The 16,313-nt window shown below is 66.0% G+C and carries 11 protein-coding genes; 4 read left to right on the top strand and 7 right to left on the bottom strand.

Going from position 1 to position 16,313, the window contains the following annotated elements; translation table 11 throughout:
• Position 1: 1 nt before the first annotated feature.
• Both QE363_RS11560 and QE363_RS11555 read right to left on the bottom strand, forming a co-directional pair.
• Positions 2-1,186 carry an acetyl-CoA C-acyltransferase gene (locus QE363_RS11560; protein WP_309698189.1) on the bottom strand — a complete coding sequence of 395 codons (1,185 nt, stop codon included), beginning with the start codon at positions 1,184-1,186 and terminating at the stop codon, positions 2-4.
• On the bottom strand, positions 1,176-2,318 hold the full coding sequence (locus QE363_RS11555) for an acyl-CoA dehydrogenase family protein (RefSeq protein ID WP_309695352.1): 1,143 nt from the start codon (positions 2,316-2,318) through the stop codon (positions 1,176-1,178). The genes QE363_RS11560 and QE363_RS11555 overlap by 11 nt, the downstream gene beginning before the upstream one ends.
• A gap of 175 nt (positions 2,319-2,493) precedes the next feature.
• Here QE363_RS11555 and QE363_RS11550 point away from each other — a divergent pair, with 175 nt between their 5' ends.
• Complete coding sequence (locus QE363_RS11550) at positions 2,494-4,017, top strand: acyl-CoA synthetase (protein WP_309695350.1); 1,524 nt, start codon at positions 2,494-2,496, stop codon at positions 4,015-4,017.
• Here QE363_RS11550 and QE363_RS11545 read toward each other — a convergent pair.
• Genes QE363_RS11545 through QE363_RS11525 form a run of 5 tightly spaced genes read right to left on the bottom strand, consistent with a single transcriptional unit; the run spans position 4,009 to position 10,750 of the window.
• Positions 4,009-5,241 carry an FAD-dependent oxidoreductase gene (locus QE363_RS11545; RefSeq protein WP_309695348.1) on the bottom strand — a complete coding sequence of 411 codons (1,233 nt, stop codon included), beginning with the start codon at positions 5,239-5,241 and terminating at the stop codon, positions 4,009-4,011. The two genes, QE363_RS11550 and QE363_RS11545, sit on opposite strands and share 9 nt — an antisense overlap.
• On the bottom strand, positions 5,238-6,344 hold the full coding sequence (locus QE363_RS11540) for an NAD(P)-dependent alcohol dehydrogenase (protein WP_309695347.1): 1,107 nt from the start codon (positions 6,342-6,344) through the stop codon (positions 5,238-5,240). The genes QE363_RS11545 and QE363_RS11540 overlap by 4 nt, the downstream gene beginning before the upstream one ends.
• Positions 6,345-6,357: 13 nt before the next feature.
• Positions 6,358-7,218 carry an AraC family transcriptional regulator gene (locus tag QE363_RS11535; protein ID WP_309695345.1) on the bottom strand — a complete coding sequence of 287 codons (861 nt, stop codon included), beginning with the start codon at positions 7,216-7,218 and terminating at the stop codon, positions 6,358-6,360.
• A gap of 12 nt (positions 7,219-7,230) precedes the next feature.
• Positions 7,231-8,460 (bottom strand): cytochrome P450, encoded by a 1,230-nt coding sequence (locus QE363_RS11530; RefSeq protein ID WP_309695343.1) that lies wholly within the window; start codon positions 8,458-8,460, stop codon positions 7,231-7,233.
• Between the two features lies 1 nt (position 8,461).
• Complete coding sequence (locus QE363_RS11525) at positions 8,462-10,750, bottom strand: TonB-dependent receptor (protein ID WP_309695341.1); 2,289 nt, start codon at positions 10,748-10,750, stop codon at positions 8,462-8,464.
• Positions 10,751-10,957: 207 nt separating this feature from the next.
• On the opposite strand from QE363_RS11525, the gene QE363_RS11520 reads away from it, so the two are divergent.
• The 3 genes from QE363_RS11520 to scpA all read left to right on the top strand — a co-directional run bounded on the left by QE363_RS11520 (position 10,958) and on the right by scpA (position 16,304).
• Positions 10,958-12,373 carry an aldehyde dehydrogenase family protein gene (locus QE363_RS11520; RefSeq protein WP_309695339.1) on the top strand — a complete coding sequence of 472 codons (1,416 nt, stop codon included), beginning with the start codon at positions 10,958-10,960 and terminating at the stop codon, positions 12,371-12,373.
• Position 12,374: 1 nt separating this feature from the next.
• Positions 12,375-13,901, top strand: a complete 1,527-nt coding sequence (locus QE363_RS11515; RefSeq protein ID WP_309695337.1) for an acyl-CoA carboxylase subunit beta — start codon at positions 12,375-12,377, stop codon at positions 13,899-13,901.
• Between the two features lie 156 nt (positions 13,902-14,057).
• Complete coding sequence (scpA, locus tag QE363_RS11510; RefSeq protein WP_309695335.1) at positions 14,058-16,304, top strand: methylmalonyl-CoA mutase; 2,247 nt, start codon at positions 14,058-14,060, stop codon at positions 16,302-16,304.
• The last annotated feature ends 9 nt before the right edge of the window (positions 16,305-16,313 follow it).

Raw genomic sequence — 16,313 nt, 5'->3', positions numbered from 1 at the left:
ATCAGATGAGTTCGATGGCAATGGCGGTCGCCTCGCCGCCGCCGATGCACAGCGCCGCCACGCCGCGCCTGAGCCCGCGCGCCCTCAGCGCGGCCATCAGCGTGACGATGATCCGCGCGCCGCTCGCCCCGATTGGATGGCCCAGTGCGGTCGCGCCGCCGTTCACGTTCATCCGGTCGCGGGGGATGCCCAGGTCCTGCATCGCGATCATGGCGACAGCGGCAAAAGCCTCGTTGACCTCGAACAGATCGACATCGGCGACGCTCCAGCCTGCCCGCTCCAGCACCTTGCGGATCGCGAAGACCGGCGCGGTGGTGAACAGGGCGGGCGCGTGGGCGTGAGCGGCGGTGGCGACGATCCGGGCCTGCGGGATCGACCCGTAACCCTCGGCGATACTGAGCGGCGCCAGAACCAGCGCGGCGGCACCGTCCGAGATCGAAGCGGAACTGGCCGCCGTAATGGTTCCATCGACCGCGAAGGCGGGGCGCAGGCCAGCTATCTTGTCGGGACGCGCCTTGCCCGGCTGTTCGTCGCGGTCGACCAGCACCGTGCCGCCACGGCCGGGCACCGAAACCGCGGCGATCTCCCCGGCGAACGCGCCCTGTTCGATCGCCGTCTGTGCCCGTGCCAGGCTTTCCAAGGCATAGGCGTCCTGTGCCTCGCGGGTCAGGCCATAGTCCCTCGCGGAGTCTTCGGCGAAAGCCCCCATCGGTTTGCCGCGATCATAGGCATCCTCCAGCCCGTCCATCATCATCGAGTCGATCACCCGGTCATGGCCGATCCGCGCACCACCGCGATGCTTGGGCAGCAGGAAGGGCGCGCCGGTCATGCTTTCCATGCCGCCCGCGACGACAATCCGCGCCGCCCCAGCGGTCAGCGCCTCGGCCGCCATGATGACGGCCTGCATCCCCGATCCGCACATCTTGTTGATCGTGGTCGCCTCGACCGATGGCGGCAGGCCCGCCTTGAGCGCCGCCTGCCGCGCGGGTGCCTGGCCCAATCCGGCGGGCAGGACGCAGCCCATTGTGATGCGCTCGATCCGGTCCGGCGAGACACCCGCGCGTTCCACCGCCGCGGCCACCGCGACCGCACCAAGCTCCACCGCGGTCAGCGTGGCGAAGGCGCCCTGGAACCCGCCCATCGGCGTCCGGGCGCTGCCCAGGATGACGATCGGATCAACCATGATGCTCTCCCAGACCACGGGCAATCACCATCCGCTGTATGTCAGACGTGCCCTCGTAAATCTGGCATACGCGGACATCGCGGTAGATCTTGGCGAGCCCGAATTCCTCCAGATAGCCATAGCCACCCAGCGTCTGGATCGCACCCGACACCACCGCCTCGGCAGTCTCGGACGCGAAGAGCTTCGCCATGGATGCGGCCTGCAAAGCGGGGAGCCCCGCGTCCTTCAGTGCGGCGGCATGCAGGACCATCTGGCGCGCGGCCTCCAGCCGGGTGGCGAGGTCGGCCAGACGGAAGCCGACCGCCTGATGCTCGATGATCGGCTTACCGAAGCTCTTGCGGTCACGGGCATAGGCAATGGCGATGTCCAGCGCGCCCTTCGCCATGCCGACCGACTGGGCCGCGATGCCGATCCGCCCGGATTCCAGATTGGCGAGCGCTATCGCATAGCCGCGCCCCTCCTCGCCGAACAGGGCATCGGCACCGACCCGGCAATCCTCGAAGCGCAGACCGCAGGTGTCGGACGCCCCCTGCCCCAGCTTGTGTTCGACCTTGTCCACGCCATAGCCGGGCGCGTCGGTGGGCACGAGGAAAGCGGACATGCCCTTGCGTCCCGCCGCCGGGTCGGTGGCCGCGATCACCATCGCCACCGAGGCGATCCTGCCCGAGGTGATGAACTGCTTCGCCCCGTCGATACGCCAGCCATCCTGCGTCCGCTGTGCCCGCGTGCGGATGGCAGCCGCGTCGGACCCGGCATCGGCCTCCGTCAAGGCGAAGGCGCCGATGGCCGAACCATTGACCAGCCCCGGCAGCCAGCGTTCGCGCTGTGCGGGTGAACCGAAGGCGATCAGGCCGTTGACCATGATCGAATTCTGGATCGATACGATGGTCGAGAGTGCGCCGTCCGCCGCCGCGACCTCGATCAGCGCCAGCGCATAGGAAACATAATCGGCCCCCGCCCCGCCCAGTTCGGCGGGTGCGGTCATGCCCATGAGGCCCATCTCGCCCAACGCGCGGAATAGCTCGGGAGGATAGCCGCCCGCCGCCTCGAACGCCGCCGAATTGGGGCGGATACGTTCTTGCGCGAAGTCACGGACGGTGTCGCGGATCGCGATCTGATCGTCGGTCAGAACCAAAGGGCCTCTCCCATGCTCCCGTTCGCCGGGATGCCTGTTGCCCCATGGATAGCCGACAAAGCCGCGACAGGCTTTGCCCGGCATCGGCGCGCTTTTTCACATTTCTTGCGCACCCGTTGCCGAGCGGGCGGCGACCGTGGTTCGCAAGGTACCATAAGATATAAGGAGAGGCCCGATGCACCCGGCGAACCATGCCGCACGCCATCCCGACAAGCCTGCCATCATCATGGGAGGGAGCGGCGAATCGATCAGTTTCGCCGAGCTCGACGCCGCCTCCAACCGGAGCGCGCACCTGCTCAGGGCGCTGGGGCTGAAACGCGGCGATGTCGTCGCCACGGTCTTCGCCAATGCGCCCGAGGCCTTCATCCTCGGCTGGGCGGCGCAGCGATCGGGGCTCTACCAGACCGCGATCTCTTGCAAGCTGAGTGCGCGTGACATGGCTTATATCCTGCGGGACTCCGGGGCCAAATTGCTGGTCGTGTCACCCGCTTATGCCGATCTGGCGCGAGAGGCTGCGGCGGAGATACCGACCCTGCTGACCTATCGCTGGACGGCATCGGATACTCGGTTCGCCGATTGGAGCCTTGCTGCCAGCGGCTATCCGGCAACGCGAATCGCGGACGAAAGCGCGGGGACCGATCTGCTCTACTCGTCGGGGACGACCGGGCGGCCCAAGGGCGTGATGCCGCCATTGCCGACCGGGCCGATCGATGCGCCGACGCCGCTGATGCGGATGGGGCAGACGCTCTACGGCATGGGCCCGGATATGATCTATCTCTCCAGCTCGCCGCTCTACCATGCCGCGCCCCTGCGCTGGGCGATGGCGGCGCAACAACTGGGCGGCACGGTCGTCGTCATGGAGCGGTTCGAGCCGCAGGCGGCGCTGGTCCTGATCGAGCGTTACCGGGTCACCCATGCGACATTCGTGCCCACGCATTTCGTGCGGATGCTCAAGCTTCCCGATGCCGAACGGCTGGGCCATGACCTGTCCTCGCTGCGCGCGGTGGTCCATGCCGCCGCGCCCTGTCCCGTGCCCGTCAAGCAGGCGATGATCGACTGGCTGGGTCCGATCGTGCACGAATATTACTCAGGCACCGAATGCTGCGGGATCACCGCACTCAGCAGCCAGGAATGGCTGCAGCGGCCAGGATCGGTCGGGCGGGCCGTTCTGGGAAAGCTGCACATTCTGGACGATCACGGCCGGGAGTTGGCGGCCGGAGAGACGGGGAATGTCTTTTTCAGTGACGGCCCGACCTTTTCCTACCTCAACGACCCGGCCAAGACCGCCGAGGCCCATAACGCACAAGGCTGGGCGACGCTGGGCGATATCGGGCGGGTCGATGACGATGGCTATCTGTACCTGTCGGACCGCAAGAGCTTCATGATCATCTCGGGCGGCGTAAATATATATCCGCAGGAGATCGAGAATTTGCTCGTCACCCACCCGAAGGTCGCGGACGCGGCGGTGATCGGCGTGCCGTGCGAAGAGATGGGCGAATTGGTCATGGCCATCGTCCAGCCCGCCGCCGGGATCACCGGCGACGAGACGCTGGCCGACGATCTCCAGGCCTTCGCCCGACGCGAACTGGGCGGGGTAAAGACGCCGCGCCGGTTCGCATTCCTGGACGAACTGCCCCGCGAACCGACCGGCAAGCTGTTCAAGCGGCTGCTGCGCGACCGCTATGCTGCGTCAGGCTGAGAGGAGGTCTTTCAGCGGCCTTCCAGCGTCGGCCAGAATTTCCGGCGCGATCGTCGCCCCGGCCTGTACCAGTGCTCGGCCTTGGACATAGTCCTTCACCGCATTCACCGCGTCGATCGCGATCACCTTTCCCTGCCGCAGATAGACGACCGAAAAGTTGCGCGCCGCCGGATATCCCCGCAGCACCGCCGCGTCATGCCCGGTCGACAGGCCCACGGTCTGCAGCTTCAGATCATACTGATTGGACCAGAACCAGGGCACCGCGTCATAGGGGACCGGCCGCCCGACAATATCGCGCGCTGCCGTCACGGCCTGGTCATTGGCGTTCTGGACCGATTCCAACCGGATCATCGCGCCGTCGGCATAGCGGTTGGCATGTGCGGCACAGTCACCAATGGCGCGAATATGTGGCAAACTCGTCCGGCAATAGCCATCGACGACCACGCCATTGCCCGCCTCCGCCCCCGCCAGCACCAACGGTTCGACGGCGGGGATGATGCCGATGCCGACGATCACCATGTCCGCGGGCAGCAGCGCGCTGTCGTTTAGGCGGACGCCGGTCACCCGGTCCTCGCCCTCGATACAGGATATGCCGACGCCCAGCATCAGCGTGACGCCATGCGCCCGGTGCTCCGCCTCGTAAAAGCGGGACAACGGCTCGCCCGCGACCCGCGCCAGCACCCGGTCCTGCGCCTCGATCAGCGTCACGCTCTTGCCGAACTTCGTAAGCGCGGCCGAAGCCTCCAGCCCGATATAGCCCCCGCCGATCACGACGATCCGCTCCGCTTCGGCCAGTTCGCCCAGCATCCGGTCGACATCGGCCCGCGTGCGGACGGCGTGGATCCCCGCCAGATCATGCCCGGCACAGGTCAGACGTCGCGGCTCACCGCCGGTCGCCCAGATCAGCTCGCCGTAATCGATGGACCGGCCGCTCCTGGTCCGAACCGACCGGGCGACGGGATCGACCGATTCCACCGTCTCGCCCAGCACCAGCGAGATGCCGCGTTCGGCCCAGAACGTCTCGGGACGAATGAGAATACGCTCGAAAGGCTTTGATCCGGAGAGATATTCCTTGGACAACGGGGGTCGTTCATAGGGTGGGTGCGGCTCGGCCCCGAGAATTGCGATGGAGCCTTCGAACTTCTCCTGCCGCAACGCGACCGCCGCCTGCGCCCCCGCGTGACCGCCGCCAACGATCAATACATCATAATGGGTCGCGCTCACGGGATCAGCACCACCTTGACGCAATCGCCGCGCTTCTGCGCCTCGATCGCCGCGTTGATCTCGGTCAGCGGGAAGGTCTTGACCAGCCTGTCGAAGGGGAATTGGCCGTCGCGATGCGCCGCGATCAGTTCGGGGATGAAGCTCTGCGGATCGCTGTCGCCTTCCATGATGCCGACGACTCGCTGGCCATAGGTGATCATGCCCGCGATATTGATGGTCAGCGCTGCATCGGCCTTGCCCGGCACGCCGACCAGCCCCAGCATCCCGCGCGGGGTCAGCGCGGCCAGCACCGCCTCCATCATCTCGACACGGCCGCTGGTGTCGAAGGCGTAATCCACGCCCTCGGCCACGATCTCGCGGATGGCGGCGGGCACGTCGCCCGCCATCGGGTCGATCACATGGGTCGCGCCCAGTTCGCGTCCCAGTTCGCTGCGCTTCTTGACCGGCTCGACCAGGATGATCGTCGCGCAGCCCCGGATATTCGCCCCCATCACAGCCGCCAGCCCGACCGGTCCGCCGCCGACGATCACGATCGACGATCCCACATGGCACGCCATCGAGCGCATCACGCCCCCCGCCCCGGTCTGGAACCCGCAGCCAAGCGGCCCCAGGATCGCCAGCGGTGCGTCTGGATCATCGACCTTCACCACATTGCGCGCCCGGACGATGGCATGGGCGGCAAAGCTCGACTGGCCGAAAAAGTGCGAGGAGATCGCCTCGCCGTCCTTGGAATAGGCCTTCGACCCGTCCTCCAGCCGCATTCCCGCATAGTTGAGCGGCGGAAAGTCGCGGCAATAGCTGGGCAGATGCTCGTCGCACCGCGCGCAATGCCCGCAGCTTGAAAAGCCCAGCACCACCGCATCGCCGACCGCCAGCCCCTCAACGTCCGGCCCCAGCGCTTCGATTACCCCCGCGCCCTCATGGCCCAGTACGGCGGGCAGCGGATAGGGTACGAACTGGTCGCGAAAGATCAGGTCGGTGTGACAAAGGCCGACCCCCGCGATCCTGACCCGTACCTCGCCCGCACGGGGCGCCTCGACTTCGACCGTCTCCAGGGTGAAATCGCCCTTGGGTTCGCGCGCGACGGCGGCAATGGTTTGCATATATGGCCTCGATCTACTGAAGGGTGTGCCGCCAACCGCTGGGCGTGTCCCCGGCATATTGGCGAAAGGCGCGGGTGAAGTGGCTCTGGCTGGTGAAGCCGGTCATCTCCGCCACCTGCGCGATGGAAAGGTCGGACTGGCCCAGCAGGTCGCGGGCGCGATTCAGCCTGGCCTTCATCACATATTGATGCGGCGTCACGCCCGTCGCCCGCTTGAACACGCGACAGAAATGCGAGGGCGTCAGCCCCGCCTGGGCCGCCAGAGCCTCCAGGCTGTGATCCTCCTCGGGGCGCCCGAGAATGTCGTTCATGATCTGGTGGATGCGATAGGCGGAGAAGTCCGCGCTGGGGAACGCGCCCTCGCTGCTCGGTGGCGAGCTGCGCAGCGTGTGCATCTTCAGCGCATCGAGCAGTGTGCCGATATAGGCGGTCCGCTCGACCGTCTGCGCCGCATAGAGCTCGCTGAGGATCTGCCGCGTCAGCGCGATGCCCAGCGGATCCGCAAAGGCGAAGCGCATTTCCCGAAACCGCGCCACCGCGCGCTGGTCCTGCAACTGGTCCATCGGGATCGAGACGGTGACGACGTCCAGTTCCCCGTCGATCCGCCATCCCGTGCTACACCCGGCGGGGACAATGGTCGCACAGCCCGGAATGGAGCGCGACTGGCTCCACTGGTCGGCTTCCCACAGCCGCGTGTCGGGCTTGCCGCCGACATGGACGACGAAGACGGGATCGACAAGGGCGGGCAGTTCATAGCTGCCGATGAACTGCCGCCACCGCGCGAACTGCCAGGAGCCCAGGTTGACGCTGCGGTCCGGCGCACGGCCGAGCGTGTTGGCGATGATCTTCTCGTTGCTGGGCGAAAGCTCTGCCACGTCCATCTCTCCTCATACAGCCCGCAAAATGACGTCGAGGTTCTTGAGGCCGTTGATGAAGTTCGACCGGAACCGTCGCGGCGGTGCTTGCACCTCGAAAGATGTAACACGATCCGCCAGCAAGTCGAACGCGACGCGCAACTGCATTTCCGCCAGCCGCGAGCCGACGCAGACATGCTGTCCCGACCCGAAACCGACATGCTGCGCGCCCTTGCGGGTGACGAGGAAACGGTCGGCCTCGGGAAACACGCCCTCGTCGCGATTGGCGGAGATATACCAGAGGACCACCTTGTCGCCCTTGGCGATACGCTGGCCACCGATGACTGTATCGTCCATCGCGGTACGGCGCATATGCATGACCGGGCTGGCATAGCGCACCATCTCCGGCGTCGCGGTCTTCAGCACGTCCCGGTTCTCGCGGATGGCCTCCCACTGGTCCGGGTTCTGCGACAGGGCGACGATGCTATGGCTCAGCGAGTTGCGCGTCGTCTCGTTGCCACCGACCAGCACCAGGATCAGGTTGCCGATGAAGTCGCGGAACGGCACCGGTTGCCCGTCGATCTCCGCATTGGCGAGCAGCGAGGCAATGTCGGAGGTCGGCTCCGCACGCCGCGCCTCGAACAGTTCCTGCCCGAAGGCGAAGAACTCGCCCAGCGTAGCCGCCATCGCCTCGGGACTCTGGCGGAACTCTGGATCGTCCTCGCCGACAAACGCATTGGTCCAGTCGTAGAGCTTGGGCCAGAGGTCGATCGACACGCCAAGCAGTTCGGCCAGCGTCATCAGTGGCAGTGGAGCCGACAATAGCGGCACGACGTTCACCGCTTCGTTCAGCGGGATCGCGTCGATCAGCTTCGTCGCCCGCTCGCGGATGCGCGTTTCGATATCGCCCAGCCGGCCCGGCGACAGCGCGGGCATGATGAACTTGCGATAGCGGGTGTGGATCGGCGGATCGCGCGAGATGAAGGGGATGCCGATGGCGGACTCGCCCGCACCGGTCAGCCCGACTTCATTCTCGTTGAAGATGCGGTGCCCGCCATTCTCATGCGCCGAGGAGAATAGCAGCGGCTGGCGTGACACCTCCACGATATCGGCATGACGCATGACGGACCAGAAGCCCGCGCCATCCGTCTCCGGGTTCCAGTGCACCGGATCGTCGTGGCGCAACGCCGCGAACAGGTCCCAGGGAACCCCCGCCTCATAAAGGCCGGGGTCCTTCAGGTCAGGGGTCGTGATCGTCGCCATGTCAGAATGCCACCCGGACAGAGCCGCCGAAGGTGCGCGGTGCGGCGGGAACAAGGAAGTTGTAGGGAAAGCCCGCCCCGCGCAGGTCGAGCCCATAGGCATAGGTCTTGGCGTTCAGCAGGTTGGTGGCGAACGCCTTGATGGTGAAGCGGCCGGTGGTCAGCGCGGCGGTCAGGTTGACCTTGGCGAAGCCCTTTTGCTGCAACTCGCTGTTCTGCTGGCCGGTGCCGACCGCGTTGATGTCGTTGAACGGCGAGAAATACTGGCGCGAGAAATAGGCGACGCTGGGTGATACGGTCAGCCCGTTATTGCCGACCTTGAACAAGGTCAGGTCCACCCCGCCCTGCGCGGTAAAGCGCGGCGCGAAAGGCAGGTCGTTGCCGTCCAGCCGGGTATTCTGGAGCGTCAGTTCCTTGTAGGTCGCATGGAGATAGCCCGCCGACGCGTTGATCGTCACCGCCGGGGTCAGCCGCCACCGTGCCTCCCCCTCGACGCCGTACACCTCGGCCTTCGGCGCGTTGACCAGGAAGGATACGGGGCCGGGCCGGGTATCCTGCACTTGCTGGTTGATATAGTCGTAATAGAAGCCCGACATGGTGAGGGTCAGGGCATTGTTGAAATAGCGTCCCTTCAGGCCGACTTCATAGGCGTTGACCCGCTCCGGCGCGATATAGTTGATCCCGGCCGACGAGGTGTAACCCCCGCCATTGAACGCGCCCGAGCGATAGCCACGATTATAGCTGGCATAGACCAGCGTACCGCCCTTGAAGGTGTAGTTCAGGGACACCCGCCCGGTCAGCGCATTGTTGCGGCCGTCCAGCACAAAGCGAGCATTGGGATTGTACGGGCAGGTACCGGGCGCCCCCGCACAGGGCACGGTGGTCGCCAGTGGCGTCTCCGGGCTGCCAATGTCGCCTGCAAACAGATAGGCATAGCCGTCACGATACTGGCTGCGATCCCAGGTGTAGCGCGCACCCAGCGTCAGGCTCAGCCGCTCGGTCAGGTCGTAGTCGCCTTGGGCGAAGACGGCATAGGAGCGGCGAACCTGGCGGTAATGCTGGAAGAAGCCGCCATTGACCGTCGGGGCGATCGCCTGGCCGATGTTGAACCGGTTGTCGGTGATCACCTCGTCCCAGCCGTAAAAGCCGCCGCCCACCAGTTTAAGCCGGGTTCCGTTATAATTGAACCTCGCCTCCTCGCTGAACTGCTGGAAGCTCGACCGCCAGTTGATGTCGAGAATGTCGAGCGGCGATCCGTCCGCTGCTTGCTGTAGATTCTGCTTGCCCCCATCGCGCGAGGTGATCGAAGTGAAAACGACGGTCGGCGATACTTCATAGGCGATCGTCGCTGACCCTCCATAGGCTTCGGTCCGGTTCAGCCCGATCCGATTCTCATTGGTTTCGAAGAAGCCCAGGCCGGTACGAAACGCGCCTAGGCCATGGATCGCCGCCTGCGTGCCCTGGTCACGCCCGCCATAGACTTTCAGCTTGATATCGAGCGGGCCATTGCCGGGCCGCAGCCGCAGCGACACCCGCCCCTGCAACGTATCCTGCGAATTGCCGTCGCGGCCACCAGGATAGACATTGCGAATCTGCCCATCGCCCTTGGCATAGTTTCCGGCGATGCGGACCCCCAGCTGGTCCTCGACCATCGTCGCCTCGACCGCTGCTTGCGCGGTGAAGGTGTTGAAATTGCCGTAGCCCGCTTCGGCATAGCCTTCATTGCCGTGCAGGCTGGGCCCTTTGGTGATGAAGTTGATCGCGCCGCCCGTCGTGTTTCGGCCGAAAAGCGTACCCTGCGGCCCGCGAAGCACCTCCACCCGGTCGAGATCGAACAGACCCATGCCATGCGCCGTGCGACTGGCGAGATAGACGTCATCGATATAGACGCCGATCGGCGACGCCTGGTTGGAATTGTACTCGTTCGCGACGCTGATCCCACGCAGCGAGAAATTCGGCTGGGTCTGGCCGTAAGGGCTGCTGACCTGCAGGTTGGGCACCGCGACCGCCAGATTGGCCGAATTGGTAATGCCCTTCGTCACCAGCGCATCGCCGCCGATCGCGGAAATGGCGATTGGAACGGTGAGTATTGACTGGGCGCGCCGTTGCGCGGTCACGATGATGTCCCCCGACGATACGCCGTCCTGTATGGGCGCGGCGGCATCCGCCTGGGGCGTTGCATCGGTGGTGGGGGGCGTGCCCTGCCCCGCGTCGGCGCTTTGCGCCTGTGCCGCGAACGGAAACACGCATGCCGCGCCGACAAGCAGCGCCGCGCTGATCCTGGCCCTCATAGACCTCTCCTTTTGCCGCAGAGACTCTGTGATGGCCTCTTGCTGGATTATGTGTAGATCAGGTCCGGTCGGGCGGCTTTGCATGGACCTGTCGCGCTTTTTGACATTTCTTGCGGAGGCCATGCGTTCCTTGCGCACGATCTGATAGCGCCCGTTTCACGACAGAGCGGGCCGCAATGGATGGCACCGCCGGATATGGAGAGCGAGATGGACTTCGATACGTCGTTCCACATGACGATCGGCGGCAAGCCGGTGTTCTCGGATAGTCTGTTCGATGTGCTCAACCCCGCGACCGAGCAGGTGCTGGCCCAGGCCCCGGACGCCACCCGTGACCATCTCGACTCCGCCGTGGCCGCCGCCCGTGCCGCCTTTCCCGGCTGGGCCGCCACGCCCATCGCCGAGCGCCGCGCGCTGATCGACAAGCTCGGTGACGCGGTGATCGCCCATGCCGAGGACTTCAAGCGCCTTCTCACCGCCGAACAGGGCAAGCCCCATGCCGATGCCTTTAATGAGGTGATGGGCGCCGGGCTGTGGCTGAAGGGCGCGGCCACGCTCGACCTGCCGGTGACGGTCAACGAGGACTCCGCAGACCGCTACAGCGAAACGCGCCGCGTTCCGATCGGCGTGGTCGGCGCCATCGCGCCATGGAATTTCCCCATGGTGCTGGCCATGTTCAAGGTGGGGCCTGCGCTGCTGGCGGGCAACACGATGGTCTTGAAGCCCTCCCCCTTCACCCCTTTGACTACGCTGAAATTCGGCGAGCTGGCGGCGACCATTCTGCCCCCCGGCGTGCTGAACGTCGTGACCGGCGGGGACCGCCTCGGCCCCTGGCTGACCGAGCATCCCGGCATTGACAAGGTCAGCTTCACCGGCTCGACCGCGACCGGACGGCGGGTGATGCAGAGCGCTTCCGCCACGCTGAAGCGGGTGACTTTGGAACTGGGCGGCAACGACGCGGCGATCGTGTTGCCCGATGCGGATGTCGAGGCACTGGCGGAACAGCTGTTCTGGGCGGCGTTCACGAACAACGGCCAGATCTGCATCGCGACGAAGCGCATGTATGTCCACCGCGACGTCTATGACACCCTGAAAGACGCGCTGGTCGCCTATGCCCGGACCGTGCAGATCGGCGACGGAGCGCAACAGGGCGTACGGCTCGGACCTATCAATAACATCCTGCAATATAAGCGCGTCCTGGACCTGATCCGAGACGCGCGCGACAAGGGCTATCGCTTCCTGCTCGGTGGCGAGGCGGCCGACACGTCCGGCTATTTCGTCCCCATCACCATCCTCGACAACCCACCCGAGGATAGCCGCATCGTTCAGGAGGAGCAGTTCGGTCCCATCCTTCCCCTCCTCCGCTTCGATGACGTGGACGAGGTGATCGAGCGGGTGAATGCCAGCGAATATGGCCTCGGTGCCTCGATCTGGACCGGCGACCCCGACGCGGCGATGGAGCTCGCCGCCCGGATCGCCAGCGGCACCGTCTGGATTAACGAAACCCAGCATCTCACCCCCCTCGCAGCCTTTGGTGGCATGAAGCAGTCCGGGCTGGGTGTCGAAGGCGGTGCCGAGGGCCTGATGGAGTATACCAACGCCCAGACGATCACCCGGCGGCGCTGAGATGGGATCCCCGTCGATCGAACTGGAACGCCGCCGCGCGGCCGCGCGGGCCGGTGGTGGCGAGAAGCGCGTCGCCGCGCAGCACGCCAAGGGCAAGCTGACCGCGCGCGAGCGGCTCGACGTGCTGCTGGACGAGGACAGCTTCGAGGAGCTCGACATGTTCGTCGAGCATAACAGCACCGATTTCGGCATGACCGAACAGATCGTGCCCGGCGACGGCGTCGTGACCGGCAGCGGCACGATCAACGGGCGGCTGGTCTTCGTCTTCAGCCAGGACTTCACCGTCTTCGGCGGCTCGCTGTCCGAACGCCACGCCCAGAAGATCTGCAAGATCATGGACATGGCAATGAAGGTCGGTGCGCCCGTCATCGGCCTGAACGATAGCGGCGGTGCGCGCATCCAGGAGGGTGTGGCGTCGCTGGGCGGCTATGCCGAGGTGTTCCAGCGCAATGTGCTGGCCAGCGGCGTGGTGCCGCAGCTTTCGCTCATCATGGGCCCGTGCGCGGGCGGCGCGGTATACTCGCCGGCGATGACCGACTTCATCTTCATGGTGAAGGATTCGAGCTACATGTTCGTCACCGGCCCCGATGTGGTGAAGACAGTGACCAACGAGGTGGTGACGCAGGAAGCGCTGGGCGGTGCGGTGACGCACACGACCAAGACCGGCGTCGCCGACGTCGCGTTCGAGGACGATATCGAGGCGCTGCTGGCGGCGCGCGACTTCATCGACTTCCTGCCCGCCAACAACCGCGAGGGCGTGCCCGAGCGGCCGACGGCGGACGCGTGGGACCGCATCGAGGAAAGCCTCGACACGCTGATCCCCGCCAGCGCCAACCAGCCCTATGACATGCACGAGCTGATCGCCAAGGTCGTGGACGAAGGCGATTTCTTCGAGGTGCAGCCCGCGCATGGCGCCAACATCATCACCGGCTTCGGCCGGATCGAGGGGCGCACGGTCGGCTTCGTCGCCAACCAGCCGATGGTGCTGGCGGGGGTGCTCGACATCAATGCCAGCCGCAAGGCGGCGCGCTTCGTGCGCTTCTGTGATGCGTTCGAGATTCCGATCGTGACCTTTGTCGACGTGCCCGGCTTCCTGCCCGGCACCGCGCAGGAGCATAACGGCATCATCAAGCATGGCGCCAAGCTGCTCTTCGCCTATGCCGAGGCGACCGTCCCGAAGATCACCGTCATCACACGGAAAGCCTATGGCGGCGCCTATGACGTGATGGCCTCCAAGCATTTGCGCGGCGACCTCAACTATGCCTGGCCGACCGCCGAGATCGCGGTGATGGGGGCCAAGGGCGCGGTCGAGATCATCTTCCGGGGGCGCACGCCCGAGGAAATCGCCGAGCGCACGGCGGAATACGAGGCGCGCTTCGCCAATCCGTTCGTGGCGGCCAGCAAAGGCTTTGTCGATGAGGTCATCCAGCCGCATTCCACTCGCCGCCGCATTGCGCTTGGCCTGCGCAAGCTGCGCAACAAGGATCTGGCCAACCCGTGGAAGAAGCATGACAATCTGCCGCTCTGAGATGGTCGCGAGGGGGGGAGCCCTCCCCCATCCCCTCCCGCTTGCGGGAGGGGCGTGCCTGGGGTCAGCGCTCGCCCACAGCCTCTCCCCTCCCGCAGGCGGGAGGGGCCGGGGGAGGGCTGGCGCTGTCCAGTTGCAAACCGGCGGAAGGCGCGCATGACCACCCTATCAGACTGGGAAGCCCTTGCCGCGCGCGAGGTGAAGGGGCGCGACCTCGAGTGGCAGACGCCGGAGGGGATCACGGTCAAGCCGCTCTATACCGCCGAGGACGTGAAGGCCGACCCCGGCCTGCCGGGCTTCGCGCCGTTCACGCGTGGGGTGCGGGCGAGCATGTATGCGGGCCGCCCCTGGACGATCCGGCAATATGCGGGTTTCTCGACCGCCGAGGAGTCGAACGCCTTCTATCGCCGCAACCTGGCGGCGGGGCAGAAGGGGCTGTCGGTGGCGTTCGATCTCGCCACCCACCGGGGCTATGACAGCGATCACCCCCGCGTGACCGGCGATGTCGGCAAGGCAGGCGTCGCGATCGACACGGTCGAGGATATGAAGATCCTGTTCGACGGCATCCCCCTGGATGCCATGTCGGTCAGCATGACGATGAACGGCGCGGTGATCCCGGTGCTGGCCTTCTTCATCGTTGCGGCCGAGGAACAGGGGGTTCACCGCTCGAAGCTGGAAGGGACCATCCAGAACGACATCCTCAAGGAGTTCATGGTCCGCAACACCTATATCTACCCCCCTGAGCCGAGCATGCGGATCATCTCGGACATCTTCGCCTACACGTCCGCCGAGATGCCCAAGTTCAACAGCATCTCGATCTCGGGCTATCACATGCAGGAGGCAGGGGCGACGCAGCTCCAGGAGCTGGCCTTCACCATCGCCGACGGCATGGAATATGTGAAATATGGCGTGGCCAGCGGCCTCGATATCGACAAGTTCGCCGGGCGCCTGTCCTTCTTCTTCGCGATCGGCATGAATTTCTTCATGGAGGTCGCCAAGCTGCGCGCCGCGCGCGTGCTGTGGCACCGGGCGATGACGCAGCTGGGCGCGAGGGACGAGCGCTCCAAGATGCTGCGCACCCATTGCCAGACGTCGGGCGTGTCGCTGACCGAGCAGGACCCGTATAACAACGTCATCCGCACCACGATCGAGGCGATGGCGGCGATGCTGGGGGGAACGCAGAGCCTCCACACCAACGCGCTGGACGAGGCGATCGCGCTGCCCACCGACTTCTCCGCCCGGATCGCGCGCAACACGCAGATCGTGTTGCAGGAAGAGACGGGGATGACGAAGGTCGTCGATCCCTTGGGTGGCAGTTACTATGTCGAGAGCCTGACCCAGAGCCTGGTCGACGGTGCGTGGAACCTCATCGAGCGGATCGAGGCCGAGGGCGGCATGGCGAAAGCGGTCGCGGCGGGCTGGCCCAAGGCGATGATCGAGGAGGCGTCCGCCGCCCGCGCCGCCAGGGTCGACCGGGGCGAGGATGTGATCGTCGGGGTGAACACATACCGGCTGGCCGACGAGGCGCCGGTCGAGATCCTCGACATCGACAATCACGCGGTGCGCGGGGCCCAGGTGGCACGGATCGCAGCGGTGAAGGCCGCGCGCGACGAGGCGGCGGTCCAAGCGGCACTCGATGCCCTGCGCAACGCCGCCCAAAATCCTCCCCTGCAAGGGGAGGTGGCATCGCGCAGCGATGACGGAGGGGTGTCGACGCTCGAGAGGGGGAACACCCCTCCGTCAGCGGCTGGCGCCGCTGCCACCTCCCCCGCCGGGAGAGGAATGGGGTCGAACCTCCTCGCGCTCGCTGTCGAGGCCGCCCGCGCCCGCGCCACGCTGGGCGAGATTTCCGCCGCGCTGGAGGATGCGTTCGGCCGCTATGGCACGCAGCCGACCCCGGTGTCGGGCGTCTATGGCGGCGCCTACGCCGAGGACGAACGCTGGGCCCGCCTGATCCGGGGCGTCGAGGCGGTCGAGCGCCGCCTCGGCCGCAAGCCCCGGCTGTTCGTCGCCAAGATGGGCCAGGACGGCCATGACCGGGGCGCGAACCTCGTCTCCTCGATGTTCGGTGACCTGGGTTTCGAGGTCGTGCCCGGCGCGCTGTTCCAGACACCGCAAGAAGCCGCGCAGGTCGCGCTCACCCGCGATGTCGATGTCGTCGGCGCGTCCAGCCTGGCGGCCGGGCACAAGACGCTGATCCCCGAACTGATCGGCCACCTCCGCGACGCGGGCCGCGCCGATATCAAGGTCATCGCGGGTGGCGTTATTCCCGCGCAGGATTATCAGGCGCTCTACGATGCCGGGGTGCAGGCGATATTCGGCCCCGGCACCAATCTTGTGAAGGCGGCCGAGGATGTGCTGAGGCTGCTCGGCCATAACATGCCGCCGGAAACGGGCGAATGACAGGACGAC

The sequence above is a fragment of the Sphingomonas sp. SORGH_AS_0870 genome, from assembly GCF_031453175.1.
GTDB lineage: Bacteria > Pseudomonadota > Alphaproteobacteria > Sphingomonadales > Sphingomonadaceae > Sphingomonas.
This window is presented reverse-complemented; position numbering and strand designations above follow the sequence as displayed.

Bases quoted from the DNA above. Each gene is read 5' to 3' on its own strand.
- QE363_RS11525 (WP_309695341.1), bottom strand. From the start codon at position 10,750: ATGAGGGCCAGGATCAGCGCGGCGCTGCTTGTCGGCGCGGCATGCGTG.
- scpA (WP_309695335.1), top strand. From the start codon at position 14,058: ATGACCACCCTATCAGACTGGGAAGCCCTTGCCGCGCGCGAGGTGAAG.
- QE363_RS11530 (WP_309695343.1), bottom strand. From the start codon at position 8,460: ATGGCGACGATCACGACCCCTGACCTGAAGGACCCCGGCCTTTATGAG.
- QE363_RS11540 (WP_309695347.1), bottom strand. From the start codon at position 6,344: ATGCAAACCATTGCCGCCGTCGCGCGCGAACCCAAGGGCGATTTCACC.
- QE363_RS11515 (WP_309695337.1), top strand. From the start codon at position 12,375: ATGGGATCCCCGTCGATCGAACTGGAACGCCGCCGCGCGGCCGCGCGG.
- QE363_RS11550 (WP_309695350.1), top strand. From the start codon at position 2,494: ATGCACCCGGCGAACCATGCCGCACGCCATCCCGACAAGCCTGCCATC.
- QE363_RS11520 (WP_309695339.1), top strand. From the start codon at position 10,958: ATGGACTTCGATACGTCGTTCCACATGACGATCGGCGGCAAGCCGGTG.